The organism is Clostridium sp. FS41, assembly GCF_000954015.1.
Classification (GTDB): domain Bacteria; phylum Bacillota; class Clostridia; order Lachnospirales; family Lachnospiraceae; genus Enterocloster; species Enterocloster citroniae.
Genome location: NZ_JYHN01000061.1, coordinates 198,848 through 216,200, shown reverse-complemented (window position 1 = coordinate 216,200; position 17,353 = coordinate 198,848). Strand labels below are relative to the sequence as shown.

Below are 17,353 nucleotides of genomic sequence, written 5' to 3'. Positions count from 1 at the left end.
CAGCGGACCGCACATTCCCACCGGCAACACTTCTCCCGACAGCACTGTGCGCCTGTATTATAAAGATAAAAGGATATATATTCCTGCATCGCATGGAAAAGCACCTTTGGGGCACGGCAGCCAGCGCCCCGTCCCCTGTAAAAGGAAGAAACATCTGCTGCACCATCTCCATGCTGTCTATGAAATTCATTATCTGCAAGAATACATTCTCATCCTTTCATCTCCCATCTTCTTATAATTGATCACAATTGTAACTATAACAGCACACCGAGCCGATGTCAACACCAAAAATACCTGGGATATTGCCGCCCGAGTTATTGGCGGCTAAGTTTTGCCCCTTTATCCATACCACCGCAGGACCGCTCCGGAAACGAAAAACAGCAAAAAGGAGCGGATGCTCCTGTAGATGATCTACGGTAGATGATCTGCGGTAGATGGTCTACGTTTGCAGCAGCCCCTTTTTATCAGGTGGTCAATTAGTTTTCAAAATACCAGGTCTCAACATTGTAGAACCACTCATCAGGAGCTACCACATAGTTGACCAGTTTTGGATTGTAGGCATAACCCTGGTTATAGAAGTACAGGACGAACTGAGGAGTCATCTCATTATCGTACTCACACCATGCCCCGTAATTGGCAGCAGCCTCTTCCATATTCTTGGAGGCAGCAGCCGCATTCAGCAGTTCAACCTCTTTGGGATCTTTATCCCAGCGGGACATCCAGGAGTTGGAACCGCCGTAACCCATGTTGGCACGGTAGGTAGCTCCCATGATCGCCATATCAAACTCAGCGGTAGAATCCTTAAGAGTTGCCAGAACCGTGTTGAAGTCCTGACCCACCAAGTCTACCTGGATCCCGGCAGCCTTTGCAAAATTCTGGATAACCTGAACCAGCTCATCGTTGCTTCCGGTGCTGTACTGCAGGGTCAGAGCCAGGTTCTTGCCGTCCTTGTCAACAATGCCGTCACCATTGGTATCCTCATATCCGGCTTCCTTCAGCAGTTCCTGAGCCTTCTCAATGCTGTAATCATAGGTGTTCAGCGTGTCGGGATACACAGACAGGGATGGCTTCATCAAAGCGTTAGACAGGGACCCGTGACCGGCAACCAGTCCATCCACCATGGCCTGACGGTTCATAGCGTAAATGATGGCCTGACGGATCCTTACATCGCTGAGAATAGGATCAGTGGTGTCAAACACCAGGTAGGTGGCGTTGGTGTCAAGCTGCTCTGCAATAGGGATGTTGTTGTCCAGGAAGGTCTGGATACCATCAGGACGCCATGTTCTGACCTCGGTGACGTCAATGTCCCCGTTTACCAGCTCAGCCTGGCAGGTGTCTTTGTTGGAAACCTTAAAAATAAAGTTCTTGATCAGGGGCTCGCCCTTAAAGTAGTCAGGGTTGGCAACCAGCTTGACATACTGGTCAGGAACAAACTCCACAAATTTATAGGGGCCGGTACCCACAGGGTTCTGGAGCAGCTCGGTGGCATCGCCCCACTTTCCCACAGGGGTGCCTTCCCAAATGTGCTTTGCCAGTACAGGCTTGTCAATAAATTTCACCAGAGCATCCAGGTAAGGCGCCTTGAAGGTGAAGCTGACCGTGTAGTCATCAATGACCTTGATGCCTTCCACATGGTCGGCAGTGCCGTCATGGTAAGCGTCAGCGCCCAGCAGAGCGGCGGAAAACTCATCATAGCCCTTGCCAAAATCGGGATGGCAGGTGGTTTCATAGGTGAACGCCACATCCTCAGCAGTAAAAGCCTCACCATCATGCCACTTGATGTCTTTCTTCAGGTTGAAGGTGTACACAGTGGCGTCCTCGTTGATCTCATAGGAATCGCACAGGCTCTCAACATAATTGTCGTCAACATCTTTGGTCAGAAGACGGTCATAGACCAGGAAAACAACTTCGCGGTCATAGTTGGAGTACTGGAGGGTGGGGTGGAAAACGCCGGATGCCCCGGCCTTGGAGCCCCAAACCAGAGTATCCTTGGCAGAAACAGTTTCATCCGTAACCTCGGCAACCTTGCCGGTGTCGGTACCGACAACTGCAGCTGCGCTGCTGGAGGGGCTGGTGGCGGCTGGTGTGTCGCCGGCAGGCTTTTTGCTGCCGCAGGCAGCCATGCTTAGAACCATGGTAAGAGCCAGTCCAGTAGAAAGAACTTTTGTGATCTTCTTTTTCATAATCTTCCCTACTTTCAAAAATTTTTCTGAAGCCTTTGCGGATTAAGGAATCCGCCTATCGCTACTCTCCCGGGCTTTTCCCAAAGAGATGCTTCCAAAGGTTATTGCCGCATCAGCGGCATTTATCAATCCTGGGCAAAATAAACGTCCGGGTTCAGTACGCGCAGATCCTCAGGCAGGTAGATGCCGTCCTTGCGCACCAGCTCGCCATCGATCCACACCTCACCGCCGCCGTGTTCAGGCCGGTGGCTCTGGATCAGATCCCAGTGAATGCTGGACCGGTTGCCGTTGTCACGGCCCGGGAAATTGTAGCAGGCGCCCAGGGCCATATGCATGGATCCGCCCATCTTCTCGTCAAAAAGAGTCTCGTGTACAACACGCTGCACATAGGGGCTGGTCCCCATAGAAAACTCGCCTATGTAGCGGCAGCCCTCATCCAGGGAGATCTCCTTTAAGAAACGCTCTGTGTCATTGGCGGAAGCCTCCACCACCTTGCCGTCCTTAAAGGTCAGGCGCACATCGGTAAAGAGAAAGCCATTGTGCATGGAGGGAACATTGAAGCTGATGGTGCCGTTAACAGAACAGCGGTCAGGGGTTGAAGCAATCTCCCCATCGGGCAGATTGTGCTCGCCGGCAGCGATAAGAGCGGTAAAGCCCTTCAGGGACACGGTCAGATCCGTACCCGGTGCCACAATGCGTACCTGGTCCGCGGCCCTCATACGCAGGGCCATGGGCAGGGAAGCCTTCTCCAGCTTGTCATAATCCATGGTCATAAGATCAAAATAATAGTCGGAGAATTCGCTGAGGCTCATGCCCGCATTCTGGGCCATCCCATGGTTGGGATAAGTCAGGGACACCCAGCGCAGCCTGCTTTTGGCACGGCTGATCAAGCTTTTACAATACTTCGTGTACATGGTCTGCTTTTCCTGAGAGATCAGGCAAAACTCGCAACTGTTATAGGGAGCGGAGATGGTAACATGGCAGTCCATCTCATCCATAAGAACCACGCTGGGCTTAGCCATCAGCTCCAGCTGTTCTGCGGTGGCCCCCCTTAGGATGGCACGGCGGATGGTGGTCTGCTCCAAACTGACAAAGGGCACAGCACCACAGGCATATGCTTCCTCCACCAGAGCTTCTGCCAGCTTGTCGCCATCGTCCACGGCTGAGATCATCACCTTCTCACCTGGCTGGATCTTTAAACTGTGGCACATAACGGTAGAAGCGATCTTTTTAAATCTGGGATCCATAATCTTTCTACTTCCTTTCCTGCTTTACTTATGATTGATCTCCTGCCAATGATGGCAGGCCACAAAATGGGTTCCGCCCGTGCAGGCCAGCTGAGGCTCGGTGCTCTTGCACTTGTCAGTGGCGTACGGACAGCGGGTGTGAAACTTACAGCCTGATGGCATATTGGTAGCACTGGGGATCTCGCCTATCAGCTTGATCCGCTCAGGGTTATCATCAGCGGTGGGATCCTCGGGAGGGATAGCGGAAAACAGGGCCTTGGTGTAGGGATGGAGGGGCTCTGTCATTGTCTCCTCCGTGGTGCCGGTCTCAAAAAGGGTGCCCAGGTACAGAACCCCGACCTTATCACAGAAATACTCCACGGTCTTCAGATCGTGGGAAATATACAGATAAGTCAGGCCCAGCTTCTCTTTCAGCTCGCTCATCAGGTTCAGAACCTGGGACTGGATGGAGACATCCAATGCGGACAACGGCTCGTCAGCCACCACAAAACGGGGCTTCACAGCCAGAGCCCGCGCAATACCGATGCGCTGCTTCTGTCCGCCGGAGAACTGGCTGGGATAACGGTTGGCCATGGAGCGGTCCAAGCCGCACAACTCCAGATAATAGGCGGCCAGGTCGCTTGCCTCCTTGCCGGTGGCGATCTTGTGTTTCTTGATTCCTTCTTCCACGATCTGGCCCACGGTCATGCGGGGATCCAGACTGGCATTGGGATCCTGGAAGATGATCTGCATCTCCTTCCGGTACTCCATCATCTCTTTGCGGTTCAGGGCAATGCCCTTCTCCTCATCAAAGATGGGTTTGCCGTCAAAATATACTTTTCCGCTGGTGGGGCACAGCAGGTTCAGGACACAACGGCCCGTGGTGGATTTGCCCGAACCGGACTCACCCACCAGGCCAAAGCACTCGCCCTCATTGATCTGGAACGACACATTGTCAACAGCTTTGACCACGCGGCCGCTCTTCTTGCTAAAAGGGTTCTTTCCCAGAGGGAAATATTTTTTCAGATTTTCAACTTCAATCAGTGGCTTCGACATGGTTAGTCACCTCCCAGCAGCGTACTTTATGGCCAGGCTCTACCTCCACCAAAGGAGGGATCTCGCAGGCGCACTGGCCGCCTGCCTTGAGGCAGCGAGGGGCAAAGGGACATCCCGCCGGCATATTCTCGGCGCTGGGCACCATTCCGGGGATGCTGTAAAGCTTACCCTTGTTTTTCAGGCTGCGTCCCATACGGGAACTCATCAGGCCGAAGGTATAAGGATGCAGAGGATTGCGGAACAAGGTCTTGGTATCACATTCCTCCATCACATAACCGGCATACAAGACAGCAATGTTGTCGCTGATCTCACCAATCACCCCCAGGTCATGGGATATAAAGATGATGGTGGTGTTCAGCTTCTTCTGCAATTCTTTGAACAGATCGATAATCTGCGCCTGGGTCGTTACATCCAGGGCCGTAGTTGGCTCATCGGCAATGACCAGCTCGGGATCGCAGGCCAGGGCCATAGCGATCATCACACGCTGGCGCATGCCGCCGGAGAGCTTAAACGGGTAATAGTCATATACACTGGCAGGATCAGGGATCGATACCAGGTTCAAAAGTTCCAGGCACTTGGCCTTGTTGGCCTGTCCGGTCATGTTCAGGTGCTGTTCCAGCACTTCGCTGAGCTGCTGGCCCACGGTGAACACAGGGTTAAGGCTGGTCATAGGCTCCTGGAACACCATGGAGATACGCTTTCCGCGGATCTTCTGGAATTCCTTGTCAGGCAGTCCGTTCAGCTCCTGACCATCAAAGAGGACATTGCCGGTGACTTCGCAGTTATTTTTGGGCAAAAGGCCCATGGAGGAAAGCATGGTGACGCTCTTGCCGCAGCCTGACTCACCCACCAGCCCCAGCACCTTGCCGCGCTCGATATTCAGGTTGATCCCCTTGACAACAGGATAGCTTTTGCCCGCGGGGCCAAACTTGATCCAAAGATCTTTTAATTGAAAGAATATATCATGTTCCGCCATTAGTCAGCACCCCTTCCTTTTTTCTTAGGATCCAGGATCTCGGACAGGCCGTCACCCAGGAAGTTGATAGCCAGAACGGTGCTCAGGACCAGGATACCTGCGGGAATCCACATCCACCAGCAGTCCTGAAGGATCTGCATGTTCTGGGCAGTGGACAGGATCGTGCCCCAACTGGACTGTGGCATAGCGATACCCAGACCCAGGAAACTTAAGGACGCCTCCATCAGGATGGCGTTAGCCACGCTCAGGGTGGTATAGACGATAATAGGACCGCTGGCATTGGGCAGGATGTGACGGAAGATGATCTCCATCTGGTTTAAGCCCAGGGAGCGGGCTGCATCCACATACTCAACATTTTTCAGGCTCAGCACCTGACTGCGCACGATACGGCACACACCGGGCCAGCCCAGAATACCAATGATAAAAATTGTGTTATGGAAGCTGGGACCGGTGATGGCAGCGATGCACAGGGCAATGACAAAAAAGGGGAAGCACATAATAATATCCACGATACGCATAATGACACTTTCCACAATCCCGCCGTACAGACCTGCAATACAGCCCAGCAGCACACCGATACACAGCTTAAAAAGCGTTGCGATCAAGCCCACGCTGATGGATACACGGCCTCCTTCAGCCAGACGGGTGAACATATCCCTGCCTAATTCATCCGTGCCCAGCAAATGCGTATCGCTGGGGCCGGTAAGCATATTCAGCAGGTCAATGGAATCAGATTCATATCCTGTGAACATGGGGCCAAAGATAGAAAACAAGATCAGGATCACCAGCACGATCAGACTGACCAAACACAGCTTGTTGGATAAAATTTTCTTCAGACTTTCTTGGAAAGGAGTCTGGATCTTTTCTTTTTTTATTTCCATCATCCTCATCCTTTCTCCTCGTGCAGAACCCGGGGATCAATGAGAGCATAAGAGATATCGGCGATCAGGTTGGCAATCAGCGTAAAACTGGCCAAAATCAGCACGATGCCCATGATCAGCGGGTAATCGCGGTGGTTAACAGCTTCAAAGTTCAAACGGCCAACGCCGGGCCACAGAAACACCATCTCTGTCAAAAGAGAACCGGACAGCAGACTGGGAATCTGCTGGCTGAGGATCGTGATGATCTGGCTCAGGGCGTTTTTCAGACCGTGCTTATAGATGACCTTGCGCTCAGGCAGGCCCTTGGCACGGGCAGTTCGTATGTAGTCCATGGACTGGATATCCACCATACTGGCACGGGTATAGCGCATCATGGTAGCCGCATTCATCAGACCCAGGACAATGGTAGGCAATATCATATGCTTGGCCACATCCAGGACATAGGCCGGGCCTGTGACAGGATTGGCCGATACCGTGACCATTCCGGAAATCGGCAGCAGCTTTAAGTTGACGCCGAAGATCTTGATCAGCACCATGCCGAAGAAGAAGCTGGGAATGGAAATGGCTGCAAAAGCCAGGATGGACGAGGTATTATCCACGATTCCCTTTTTATGCCTTGCCGAATAAATACCAACAGTAATACCCAACAGGGTACTCAGTGCAATGGCTGCACATGCCAGCAGCGCGGTGTTTCCCAGTCTGTCCAGGATGATGCCGATGACGGGGGTCTTGTACCAGATAGAATAACCAAAGTCACCTGTCACCACACGGCCCAGCCACTTTACATATTGTACGGGCCAGGGGTCATTGGCACCCAGCTCCTCCAATTTTGCTGCGATCTGTTCAGGTGGGATATCCGGCGAGTACATGCCGGAATAAGGGTCGCCGGGGATGCTCATGACCAGGAAGAAAACAATCACCGACACACCGAACAGAATGACCACTGAAGTCAGCAGTCTTTTCCCAATATACTTTCCCATTCGTGTTCCTCCATACTTTCCTCTTTTTGTCTTGTAAGGGTCCGGTACAGGCTTCCTGCAGCACGCAGCCACCCCTGCGCCCTCCCAAAAGGCGCATGTTTTGGTGATTTTGCTTTTATATGTATGTATTAACCCGCATATACCATGCAATATGTAAGACCATACCGAATTACAATGACAATGTAAATTAACTTATTATACAAAATTCGTCAAAATTTGTCAATATGATTTATCTACATATCTACTTATCCAATTTTAACAAACAATGGATTCATACAGATGTATCCAAATGAGGTATCCAATTCCCCTCCCCCTGTTTTTAAAAACAGTATTGACAAACCCGCTCCCGTGTCCTATACTGGATTTTGTAAAAAACGGGGAGCTTATGAATAGGCTGAGAGGAAGTTTTAAACTTCGACCCATGAACCTGATTTGGATAATGCCAACGTAGGGACCGATCATGAAACTTCTTAGCGGGAATACTTTGGTATTCCCGTATTTTGTTGTTCTCTCCACCATACGGGACCAGATCCGGTCCGCAATCCACAATCAAATACAGGCAGACAGAGTGAATCTATGTTCATGAAGGGGTGCACCACCGCGGGTGTATTGCTTTGTGAACATTTTTTTATTCTGCAATGTACGCCGGAAGCTTTCCTGCCGCCAGGAGCTTCCCAGCGCCCACTGCAGGAAAGGAGGTGTAACAAATGCCCATGATCAATGGCAGGCAAACGCAGCTGTCACAGCCGGTCACAGTAGAGGAGTATCTGCTGGAACAGGGATACCGTCTGGACAGGATTGCAGTGGAATTTGGAGGTTCCATATTGCCCAAAGGAAGCTATGGCACTACCCGGCTTGGGGATGATGATGTACTGGAGATCGTAAGTTTTGTAGGAGGAGGCTGAATATGGACACTGTCTTAAACAAAGAGCAGCTTCACCGTGCCCTGACCGAACGGCACACGGCCCAGGTCCAGGAAAAACTGGACCATGCCCGGGTGGCTGTGGCAGGGCTGGGAGGCCTGGGCTCTAATGTGGCGTTTGCACTGGCCAGGATCGGCGTGGGCCACCTGCATCTCATTGATTTTGATGTTGTGGACATAACCAACCTGAACCGCCAGCAATATACGGCGCGCCACCTGGGCATGTACAAAACCCTTGCGCTGGCCCATGAATTAAAGGAGATCAATCCTTTCCTGGATATATATACCCATTGTGTCAGGGTCACTGAATCCAACATCCAGTCCCTGTTTGAACATGAGACCATCATATGCGAAGCCTTTGACCGCCCTGAGGCAAAAGCCATGCTGGCCAATGGGATCCTGGAACAGTTTCCGGACAAGTTCCTGGTATCCGCGTCCGGAATGGCGGGTTTCGGGAGCGGCAACAGTATCTGTACCAAAAGAGCCGGGAGGCATTTTTATGTGTGCGGAGACGGCACCTCCCTTCCCGGGCCGGGAAACGGCCTTATGGCGCCCAGGGTCATGCTCTGCGCCGCCCACCAGGCCAATATGATCACACGGCTGATCCTTGGAGAGGAGACCGTCTGAGAGACAGCCGCTGCACAGTTTAAAAGCAAAGGAGAATTGAAACATGGAACAAAAAGAAAGAGAGCAGACAAAGATGGAACAAACAAAAATGGAACAACAAAACACGGAGCAGTCAGCCCTAAGCTCCTGCAGCGACCCTCTTGTGATCGGAGGCCACACCTTTACCTCACGTTTTATCCTGGGATCGGGAAAGTATTCCCTGGATCTGATCCAGGCAGCCGTAAAACAGGCAGGAGCCCAGATCATCACCCTTGCCCTGCGGCGGGCAAATGAAGGCGGCATCGCCAATATCCTGGACTACATACCCAGCCACGTCACCCTCCTTCCCAACACCTCCGGCGCCAGGAACGCACAGGAGGCCGTCCGGATCGCCCGTCTCTCCAGGGAGGCCGGGTGCGGGGATTTTGTAAAAATAGAGGTGATACGCGATGCAAAATATCTGCTGCCCGACAACACAGAAACCATCAAAGCCACGGAAATCCTTGCCAAGGAAGGCTTTGTGGTCATGCCCTACATGTACCCGGACCTGAACACGGCCAGGGATCTGGCCAGTGCAGGAGCCGCCTGCATCATGCCTTTGGCCGCTCCCATCGGAACCAACCGGGGACTGTGCACCAGGGAATTCATTCAGATCCTTATCAATGAAATAGATCTTCCCATTATTGTTGACGCGGGGATCGGACGCCCCTCACAGGCCTGTGAGGCCATGGAAATGGGCGCCGCCGCCATCATGGCCAACACAGCCATCGCAACAGCAGGCAGCGTACCGGCAATGGCCGGGGCATTTAAGCTGGCCATTGAAGCCGGAAGGCAGGCATACCTGGCAGGTCTTGGAAGGACACTGGACAAGGAAGCCAGTGCCTCCTCCCCCCTGACCGGATTTCTCCACGACTAACCACAAACCCTATGATAAAAAGAGGTGACACCATGTCTCAAAATGAAAAGAACAATGAACCCATGAATGAAAGTATCCTGAACCCCCAGATCAGCCAGGACCTGAAAAAGGAACGCACTGACCACATGGCCTATCTTCCCGATATGGAGGTACTGGATTCACAAATCGGCAGGCAGGTCCTGTCCCTTATGAACGCCTATGATCCGTCAGCGTACACGGCCGCGGATGTCAAAGCAGCCCTGGCCCATGAAACACGCACCCTGGAGGACTTCGCCGCCCTGCTCTCCCCTGCCGCACAGCCTCTGCTGGAAGACATTGCAAAGGCTGCCCAGGTAGAAACCAGAAAACATTTCGGCAACTCCATCTACATGTTTACCCCTATCTATATTGCGAATTATTGTGAAAACTACTGTATTTACTGCGGCTTCAACTGCAAGAACAAGATAAGGCGTGCACAGCTTGAACCGGAACAGATCGAGGAGGAAATGAAATCCATTGCCCGCACAGGGCTGAAGGAGATCCTGATCCTTACCGGTGAAAGCCGGGCAAAGTCCACTGTCTCTTATATTGGAGAAGCCTGTAAGATCGCCCGCAGGTATTTTAAGGTGATCGGCCTGGAGATCTATCCCCTGAACTCTGATGAGTACGCTTACCTGCACAGCTGCGGAGTGGATTACGTAACCATATTCCAGGAGACCTATAACCCGGACAAATATGAGACCCTGCACCTGTCCGGCCACAAGCGCTGTTTTCCGTACCGCCTCAATGCCCAGGAACGCGCACTGAAGGGCGGAATGAGGGGCGTGGGTCTGGGAGCCCTTTTAGGACTGTCGGACTTCCGCAAGGACGCATTTGCAACCGGATGCCACGCCTGGCTGCTTCAAAGGAAATATCCCCACGGGGAGATCGCGTTTTCCTGCCCGCGCCTCAGACCCATTATCAACAATGACAAGATCAATCCCATGGATGTCCATGAGACACAGCTTCTTCAGGTGGTCACAGCTTACCGTCTCCTTATGCCCTGGGCCAGCATCACCGTGTCCACCAGGGAATGCGCCAGGGTCAGGGATCATCTGGCATCCATTGCGGCCACCAAGGTATCTGCCGGGGTAAGCACCGGGATTGGAGGACATTCAGAGGAAATAGAAGAGGAAGGAGACAGCCAGTTTGAGATTTCCGACAACCGCAGCGTGGATCAGGTGTTCCGCGACCTGCTGAGCAGGAATCTCCAGCCGGTGATGAGTGATTATATCTATGTGTAATATACAAGAACAAACAATACCAAAGGAAATAAGGGACCGCATCATGGCCGTATCCAACCGCAGTCTCTGCACCCGGCCATTTATGGACCAGGTCCGCCGGATATGCTGTTTTCATCCGGCAGCCCTGGTCCTGAGGGAAAAGGACATGGATGAGGCAGACTATGAATCCATGGCACGGGAGGTCTTAAAACTGTGTGCATCCTATCAGGTTCCCTGCATCCTCCACACCTTTACAGAGGCCGCCCACATTCTGGGTGCTGATGGAATCCATCTGCCGCTGTGGAAATTAAGGGAGGCGGCAGAAAAAAAACAGCTGGACGGATTCACCACCATCGGTGTATCGGTCCATGCCGCCAATGAGGCCCTGGAGGCCCAGTCCCTGGGAGCCACCTATCTGACAGCCGGCCACATCTATGCCACTGACTGTAAAAAGGGACTGCCCCCGCGGGGAACTGCTTTTTTAAGGGAGATATGCCAAACCGTTTCCATACCGGTCTATGCCATAGGAGGCATCCGCCTGGAGGCGGCCCAGATCCGGGAAGTCATGTCATGTGGGGCCGTTGGCGGATGTATCATGTCGGGGATGATGGCGCTTTAAAGCGCTGTCATCAATGGAACTTCCAGTCCTTTACCACGATCTGCAGGTTCCTGTTCCCATTGTATTCATTAATGCCTGGATAATAGATCACATCCATGAGGCGGCTGTTTCCTTTCTCCTCCATGAACAGGTCCCCATCTGTAAATACCACGCCGTCCATGGATACTCCCCGCTCATTGACCAGACTCAGCCGTACCACATTCCGGTTTCGCCCCATCACATGGGCACTGCGGATCACCATGCTTTTCTGGGCAAACTGCGGCTTCTCATTCCCCTGCCCATATGGCTCCAAAAGTTCCAGTTCCCTGACAAACGGCTCCGTTATGTATTCAAAGGGCATTGCAACATCGATCCACACCCTGGGGATAAAGTCCTCCTCCGTCAAACGCTCCCTGGCATTCTCATTCAGGCGTCTCCGGAACTCGTCCACGTCCTTTTCCTCCAGGGAAAACCCCGCTGCCATGGGATGGCCCCCAAACTTCAGCAGCAGGTCCTTCACCTCCACCAGGGCATGGAACATGTGGTAGGCCTCTATGGAACGCCCGGAGCCTTTGGCGCAGCCCTCTGCCCGGGTCAGCACAAAGGAGGGCTTGTTATATCTCTCCCTGAGCCTTCCCGCCACGATCCCGGCCAGTGATTCATGGCAGTCGGGCAGGAACACTACCAGGACCTTGTCATCCAAATACCGTTCCTCCACCATGGCTGCGGCCTGGTCAATCCCGGCCTGGGTCATATCCTTTCTCTGGTCATTGAGTTCCTTTAACTCCATGGCCATGCGGTCGGCTTCCTCCTCATCCTCGCAGAGCAGCAGGGACAATGCGATCTTAGCTGTCTGAAGGCGTCCGCTGGCATTCAGGCAGGGGCCGATCACAAACCCGATATGATAGGCAGTAATGGAGCCCGGTACCAGATTATTTTTTTCGATCAGTTTCTTCAGCCCCAGATTGGAGGTATGGCCCAGACAGCGCAGGCCTTCCTTTACAATGATACGGTTTTCCCCCTGGAGCTTCATCACATCCCCCACCGTGGCAATGGCCGCGATCTCCAGCATGTCAAGCCACTCCTGCGCCAAAACTCCCGACTCCTCAAAGAGCACCTGCACCAGTTTAAACGCCACCATTCCGCCGCAGATACCGGTGAACGGGTACGCGCATCCCCTGAGCTTGGGATTCACGATCGCATCGGCCGGAGGAAGCACTTCCCTCCCCCCCTCAGGCAGGTCTTCCTCATTTTCCTCCACCAGTATATCGTGGTGGTCCGTGACAATAACCGTCATCCCCAGTTTTTTTGCCCTGGCGATCTGGCTGACGGCAGCGATCCCATTGTCACATGTAAGTATGGTATCAATGCCGTCTGATGCAGCTGCCTCGATGATCATCTCATTGATTCCATATCCGTCCTTAATACGGTCAGGTATCTCATAATCCACCCTGGCCCCGATCCGCTTTAAAGCCCGGTAAAGCAGATAGGTGGAGCACACTCCGTCAATATCATAATCACCCACAATACGGATGGTCTTTCCCTCCGCCGCCTTCCGCCTCAGTATGCCCACCGCCTTTTCCATGTCCGGAAGAAGACGCGGGTCATGGAGATCTTCGATTGAGCCATGGAGGTAATGCCGGATGGACTCCATGTCCTCAATCCCCCGGTTGCGTATGATCCTTGCTGTCACGGGACTTATCCCAAAGTTCTCTGCTATCTTATTAAAATCCGCCTTTTTGGCGTGCAGCATCCATTTTGTCTGTGTCATCTCTCTTATATCCTTTTTCTTTATAGCATTGCCTTCCGTCACCAGCCGCTTTCCATTGCGGAGGACACGGCCACACCGGCCGCCATTCCGGCCAGGGCAGGTACGATCCAGCCCAGTCCGGCCCCATAACCAGGCAGGAAGGTGGTTGCCTGGCTCAGGAACGGTATGACCACCTTGCTCTGCTCCAGCGCATAAACCACACTGACGATCCCTGTGAACAATATACTGCATGGAAACATGGCCGGCCATCTTTTTGTCAGAGGATCCATAAATGCCAGCACAATGAGCACAATGGCCACGGGATAAATGGCGCTGAGCACAGGAACCGAAACCGCCAGGATCCGGTTCAGACCCGCGCTGGAGATCACCAGGCTGATGACCGCAAACACAGCCACCCACATTTTGTATCCGATCAGTGGAATGATGGTGGTAAAATACTGGCTGCAGCAGCTGAGCAGTCCCACACAGGTGTTAAAGCAGGCAATGAGGAAGATCATTCCCAATATCATCATCCCCGCTTGTCCAAACAGGCTTCCCGCAACATAGGTAAGGATCCTGGCTCCATTTTCCGTATCAGCCGTAACAGTGCCTGCCGGCGCCCCGATATGGGCCAGGGCTCCGTAGATGAGGGCCAGCAGTATTCCTGCGATCACCCCCGCCTTGATGGTCTCCCGCACAATGGCGCCCTCCTGCTCCACCCCCTTTGCCCGGATATTCAGGGCAATGACAATTCCGAAATTAAGGGCGGCAATGGTATCCATGGTCTGATATCCCTCCAGAAATCCCTTAACCACAGGTCCTGATGAAAAGGACTGGGACGGCGTCCCGTAAGGTCCCATGGGCCATACCAGGCACCCGGTAAATATGACGCCGATCAGGACCAAAAGCGCCGGGCACAAAACCTTTCCCAGCCGGTCTGTCAGCTTCTCGGGCCTGAAAGCCACTATCATGGCCACAATAAAAAACAGGGCCGAATAGGCAAACTGTGAAAGTGTCTGGAGGGTAAACCCGGTTTGGCCCACCACACCTTGCATATTCAGATTCATGCCGGTGAGGGCAGGGAGCACCGTCATCTCAAAGGAGGTGCTGGCAGTCCTTGGTATGGCCAGGCATGGTCCGATGGAAAGATATATCAGCAGCGTAAACAGAAAGGCAAACCAGGGATGCACCCTTCCTGCCAGATTGGTCAGTCCACCGGACAGCGCAACTGCCGCCACCCCCATCACAGGGAGGCCCACCGCGCTGATCAGGAATCCTCCCATGGCCTGCCATGTAAGGCTGCCTGCCTGAGCGCCCAGAAAAGGCGGGAAGATCAAATTTCCCGCGCCAAAAAACATGGAAAATAATGTAAATCCAACAAGCAGCAGATTGTGCTTTGATAGTTTCTGTCTCATAATGTATATATCCCCGCTCAGTACAAAATAAGAGATAAGAGTTTATCCCCCGATTTCTCTTATCTCTTTCTTTGATAATGATATCACAAAAGTCCCCATGTTTCAACATTAACCGGGAAATGCGCCTTCCCGGCGCCTCTGGTTCCTACTCTTTAAAATAGTCATATATATACTGAAACAATACCCTTTCCGGCCGGTTCTGTATCAGATTTTTTCTGAGCACCAGCACATTGTACCGGTAAAGTTTGGGATCCAATGAATAGTAAGCTACATTTTCCCGGTCGCTGACGCAGGAGCTGGCAATAAAAGTAACCCCTATACCCTTTGCCACCATGGCCCGTGTGGCAATGATGCTGTTGGTCTCACACATGGTGCTGGGCTGAAAGTCACAGGCTGTAAAGATCCGGTCCGCCAGCACCCGCAGGGTAGAACCCTTCTTGGAAAGCATGAAATTGTCTTTACCGAACTCTCTCACCAGTTCCTCCTGGGTCATGGCACTGTCCTGATTGCGCTTCCTGTACTCATGGGATGCCGGTATGGCGAAAAGCACTTCCTCTTCCCGCAATACGGAAACCTGCTCCCTGGAAAAGGCATCCGTACCATTAAGGGCCATAATGGCGCAGTCGATCCCCTCATCCAGCAGCATCCTTGTAAGGGCGGGCACATTGGATTCCGAGATCTCAATGGTCACCTGGGGAAACTCCTTTTTGTACGCGGGTATGATCTCCGTCAGCATCCTCAGGCCAAACTGGGACGTGACCCCAATGGTGATATGGCTTTTATTGTTCAGGCTGCGTATGTCCTGATAAAGGTCCTTCTGGATCCGTATCACCTTCCTGGCAGCCTCCACATACAGTTCCCCTGCCGGGGTCAGCAAAAGCTCCCCTTTTGCCCGTATGAACAGAGGATCCCCGATCTCCTGCTCCAGCCTGGACAAATACTGGCTCAAGGAGGACTGGGACACATACAGTTCCTCCGCAGCCTTTGTCATGTTTTTTCTTCTTGCAATGGTTAAAATATAGTTTAAATATTTTGTATCCAATATAATCCCCCCGTGTGCATATGGGCAGACCCGCTGCGGACCTGTCTTTGCAGGCCTGTTTTTATTCACATTCACCATTAGTAAAAGTGATTGCCCCGATTATTTTTACATATTGGCCTGATTTTCCTAACTGTATTATAATAAAAACAGTCAAAAAAGCAAGGCATTTGTATATAGGAGGAAATAAAACATGTCAGCAAACACACCTATTGTCACTGAGATGCAGGTAATTCCTGTAGCAGGTTACGACAGCATGGAAATGACACTCAGCGGAGCCCATGCTCCCTATTTTACACGGAATCTGGTCATTATAAAGGACAGCTCCGGCCATACAGGCATTGGAGAGATCCACGGAGGGGATTATACATATGAATGCCTTACCAGCTGTATTCCCCTGGTCGTGGGACAGGAAGTAGGCAAATACCGTTCCATTCTGGGATGTATCCACAGAGGCGGCAAACAGGCTGCGGGTGATGACGGGGAAGGCATTCAGACCCTGGACATCAGCAAACTGAAGTTTGTGGTAAAGGCAGAATGGGCCATTGAATGCGCCCTCTTGGATCTTCTCGGACAGCACCTGGGCATTCCTGTGTGCGAACTTCTGGCAGAGGGAAAGCAGCGGGATCAGGTGGAAGTACTTGGTTATCTGTTCTATGTATCGGATAAGAACAAAACCGACCTTCCCTACCTGGATGAATCCCAGAGCCGTGATCCATGGTTCAGGATGAGACGCCAGGAAATGATCAGCCATGAACAGATCGTGGAACAGGCCTGCTGCCTTCAGGACAAATACGGCTACCGCAACTTCAAGCTCAAGGGCGGCGTTTTCTCAGGGGATTACGAAATGGACACGGTAAGGGCTCTCAAAAAGCAGTTTCCCCAGGGCCGCATCAACATAGACCCCAACGGCGCATGGAGTCTGGAGGAAGCCATCCGCCTGTGCCGGGGCATGGGCAGCATCCTGTCCTATATTGAGGATCCCTGCGGCCCCGAGGCAGGATTCTCCAGCCGTGAGATCATGGCGGAATTCAAAAATGCCACCGGACTTTTGGTTGCCACCAACATGATTGCCACAAACTGGAGGCAGTTCTACCATGCCGCTGCCTTAAAAGCAGTGGACATTGTTCTGGCGGACCCGCATTTCTGGGGTCTGGAGGGAAGCCTGCGCATGGCCGCGCTCCTCAATGACTGGGGACTTACCTGGGGCAGCCATTCCAATAACCACTTTGACATAACCCTTACCACCTTCGCCCATGTGGCCGCAGCTGCCCCGGGCAGTCCCACGGCCCTGGATACCCACTGGATCTGGCAGGACGGCCAGAACCTGTTAAAGGATACCCCGGCCATAAAGAACGGTTACCTGGAAGTTCCGGACCGTCCCGGACTTGGTGTCACACTGGACATGGATCAGGTAATGGAGGCCAACAAGCTTTACAACCGTTTGCCCAGCCATGACAGGGATGACGCCATGGCCATGCAGTACCTGATCCCGGGATGGATCTATGATTCCAAAAAGCCATGTCTTGTGAGATAGGAAACGCTATAAATAAAGGGAGGGAAT

15 protein-coding genes and 1 riboswitch are annotated in these 17,353 nt (G+C 52.6%); of the genes, 6 read left to right on the top strand and 9 right to left on the bottom strand.

Going from position 1 to position 17,353, the window contains the following annotated elements:
* Nucleotides 1-476: 476 nt before the first annotated feature.
* The 6 genes from CLFS41_RS15565 to CLFS41_RS15540 form a co-directional block, all read right to left on the bottom strand.
* A complete protein-coding gene (locus tag CLFS41_RS15565; protein ID WP_007861086.1) occupies nucleotides 477-2,183 on the bottom strand; it encodes an ABC transporter substrate-binding protein in 1,707 nt (568 codons plus the stop codon).
* Nucleotides 2,184-2,308: 125 nt separating this feature from the next.
* Entirely contained in the window at nucleotides 2,309-3,430 is a 1,122-nt protein-coding gene (locus tag CLFS41_RS15560; RefSeq protein WP_007861088.1) for an aminopeptidase, read from the bottom strand.
* 24 nt (nucleotides 3,431-3,454) lie between these two features.
* The gene (locus CLFS41_RS15555; RefSeq protein ID WP_045092785.1) at nucleotides 3,455-4,465 is read right to left on the bottom strand and encodes an ABC transporter ATP-binding protein; all 1,011 of its coding nucleotides are present in this window, start codon (nucleotides 4,463-4,465) and stop codon (nucleotides 3,455-3,457) included.
* Nucleotides 4,446-5,441: an ABC transporter ATP-binding protein gene (locus CLFS41_RS15550; RefSeq protein WP_007861091.1), complete on the bottom strand. Its 996-nt coding sequence runs from the start codon at nucleotides 5,439-5,441 to the stop codon at nucleotides 4,446-4,448. The genes CLFS41_RS15555 and CLFS41_RS15550 overlap by 20 nt, the downstream gene beginning before the upstream one ends.
* Entirely contained in the window at nucleotides 5,441-6,325 is an 885-nt protein-coding gene (gene opp4C, locus CLFS41_RS15545) for an oligopeptide ABC transporter permease (RefSeq protein ID WP_227161842.1), read from the bottom strand. The genes CLFS41_RS15550 and opp4C overlap by 1 nt, the downstream gene beginning before the upstream one ends.
* A 2-nt stretch (nucleotides 6,326-6,327) precedes the next feature.
* Nucleotides 6,328-7,302, bottom strand: coding sequence for an ABC transporter permease (locus CLFS41_RS15540; RefSeq protein ID WP_045092784.1), 975 nt, complete (start codon nucleotides 7,300-7,302; stop codon nucleotides 6,328-6,330).
* Nucleotides 7,303-7,669: 367 nt separating this feature from the next.
* A riboswitch (TPP riboswitch) is annotated at nucleotides 7,670-7,774 on the top strand.
* Between the two features lie 235 nt (nucleotides 7,775-8,009).
* Here CLFS41_RS15540 and thiS point away from each other — a divergent pair.
* The 5 genes from thiS to CLFS41_RS15515 all read left to right on the top strand — a co-directional run bounded on the left by thiS (nucleotide 8,010) and on the right by CLFS41_RS15515 (nucleotide 11,606).
* The gene (thiS, locus tag CLFS41_RS15535; protein WP_007861096.1) at nucleotides 8,010-8,207 is read left to right on the top strand and encodes a sulfur carrier protein ThiS; all 198 of its coding nucleotides are present in this window, start codon (nucleotides 8,010-8,012) and stop codon (nucleotides 8,205-8,207) included.
* A gap of 2 nt (nucleotides 8,208-8,209) precedes the next feature.
* On the top strand, nucleotides 8,210-8,851 hold the full coding sequence (thiF, locus tag CLFS41_RS15530; protein ID WP_007861098.1) for a sulfur carrier protein ThiS adenylyltransferase ThiF: 642 nt from the start codon (nucleotides 8,210-8,212) through the stop codon (nucleotides 8,849-8,851).
* An 88-nt stretch (nucleotides 8,852-8,939) separates the two neighbouring features.
* Nucleotides 8,940-9,746 (top strand): thiazole synthase, encoded by an 807-nt coding sequence (locus CLFS41_RS15525; protein WP_045092904.1) that lies wholly within the window; start codon nucleotides 8,940-8,942, stop codon nucleotides 9,744-9,746.
* 62 nt (nucleotides 9,747-9,808) lie between these two features.
* Nucleotides 9,809-11,008: a 2-iminoacetate synthase ThiH gene (gene thiH, locus CLFS41_RS15520; protein WP_347468570.1), complete on the top strand. Its 1,200-nt coding sequence runs from the start codon at nucleotides 9,809-9,811 to the stop codon at nucleotides 11,006-11,008.
* Nucleotides 11,001-11,606 (top strand): thiamine phosphate synthase, encoded by a 606-nt coding sequence (locus CLFS41_RS15515; protein ID WP_040415218.1) that lies wholly within the window; start codon nucleotides 11,001-11,003, stop codon nucleotides 11,604-11,606. Before thiH ends, CLFS41_RS15515 begins: the two co-directional genes overlap by 8 nt.
* A 10-nt stretch (nucleotides 11,607-11,616) precedes the next feature.
* Here the strand turns inward: CLFS41_RS15515 and recJ are convergent, their stop codons facing one another.
* The 3 genes from recJ to CLFS41_RS15500 all read right to left on the bottom strand — a co-directional run bounded on the left by recJ (nucleotide 11,617) and on the right by CLFS41_RS15500 (nucleotide 15,792).
* Nucleotides 11,617-13,356: a single-stranded-DNA-specific exonuclease RecJ gene (recJ, locus tag CLFS41_RS15510; protein WP_045092903.1), complete on the bottom strand. Its 1,740-nt coding sequence runs from the start codon at nucleotides 13,354-13,356 to the stop codon at nucleotides 11,617-11,619.
* A gap of 38 nt (nucleotides 13,357-13,394) precedes the next feature.
* Entirely contained in the window at nucleotides 13,395-14,750 is a 1,356-nt protein-coding gene (gene brnQ, locus CLFS41_RS15505; protein WP_045092782.1) for a branched-chain amino acid transport system II carrier protein, read from the bottom strand.
* Nucleotides 14,751-14,895: 145 nt separating this feature from the next.
* Nucleotides 14,896-15,792 carry a LysR family transcriptional regulator gene (locus CLFS41_RS15500; RefSeq protein WP_040415815.1) on the bottom strand — a complete coding sequence of 299 codons (897 nt, stop codon included), beginning with the start codon at nucleotides 15,790-15,792 and terminating at the stop codon, nucleotides 14,896-14,898.
* 190 nt (nucleotides 15,793-15,982) lie between these two features.
* Between CLFS41_RS15500 and CLFS41_RS15495 the strand changes: the two genes are divergently transcribed.
* Complete coding sequence (locus CLFS41_RS15495; RefSeq protein WP_045092781.1) at nucleotides 15,983-17,326, top strand: enolase C-terminal domain-like protein; 1,344 nt, start codon at nucleotides 15,983-15,985, stop codon at nucleotides 17,324-17,326.
* Nucleotides 17,327-17,353: the final 27 nt, after the last annotated feature.

Bases quoted from the DNA above. Each gene is read 5' to 3' on its own strand.
- CLFS41_RS15565 (WP_007861086.1), bottom strand. From the start codon at position 2,183: ATGAAAAAGAAGATCACAAAAGTTCTTTCTACTGGACTGGCTCTTACC.
- CLFS41_RS15560 (WP_007861088.1), bottom strand. From the start codon at position 3,430: ATGGATCCCAGATTTAAAAAGATCGCTTCTACCGTTATGTGCCACAGT.
- CLFS41_RS15555 (WP_045092785.1), bottom strand. From the start codon at position 4,465: ATGTCGAAGCCACTGATTGAAGTTGAAAATCTGAAAAAATATTTCCCT.
- CLFS41_RS15550 (WP_007861091.1), bottom strand. From the start codon at position 5,441: ATGGCGGAACATGATATATTCTTTCAATTAAAAGATCTTTGGATCAAG.
- opp4C (WP_227161842.1), bottom strand. From the start codon at position 6,325: ATGATGGAAATAAAAAAAGAAAAGATCCAGACTCCTTTCCAAGAAAGT.
- CLFS41_RS15540 (WP_045092784.1), bottom strand. From the start codon at position 7,302: ATGGGAAAGTATATTGGGAAAAGACTGCTGACTTCAGTGGTCATTCTG.
- thiS (WP_007861096.1), top strand. From the start codon at position 8,010: ATGCCCATGATCAATGGCAGGCAAACGCAGCTGTCACAGCCGGTCACA.
- thiF (WP_007861098.1), top strand. From the start codon at position 8,210: ATGGACACTGTCTTAAACAAAGAGCAGCTTCACCGTGCCCTGACCGAA.
- CLFS41_RS15525 (WP_045092904.1), top strand. From the start codon at position 8,940: ATGGAACAACAAAACACGGAGCAGTCAGCCCTAAGCTCCTGCAGCGAC.
- thiH (WP_347468570.1), top strand. From the start codon at position 9,809: ATGAATGAAAGTATCCTGAACCCCCAGATCAGCCAGGACCTGAAAAAG.
- CLFS41_RS15515 (WP_040415218.1), top strand. From the start codon at position 11,001: ATGTGTAATATACAAGAACAAACAATACCAAAGGAAATAAGGGACCGC.
- recJ (WP_045092903.1), bottom strand. From the start codon at position 13,356: ATGACACAGACAAAATGGATGCTGCACGCCAAAAAGGCGGATTTTAAT.
- brnQ (WP_045092782.1), bottom strand. From the start codon at position 14,750: ATGAGACAGAAACTATCAAAGCACAATCTGCTGCTTGTTGGATTTACA.
- CLFS41_RS15495 (WP_045092781.1), top strand. From the start codon at position 15,983: ATGTCAGCAAACACACCTATTGTCACTGAGATGCAGGTAATTCCTGTA.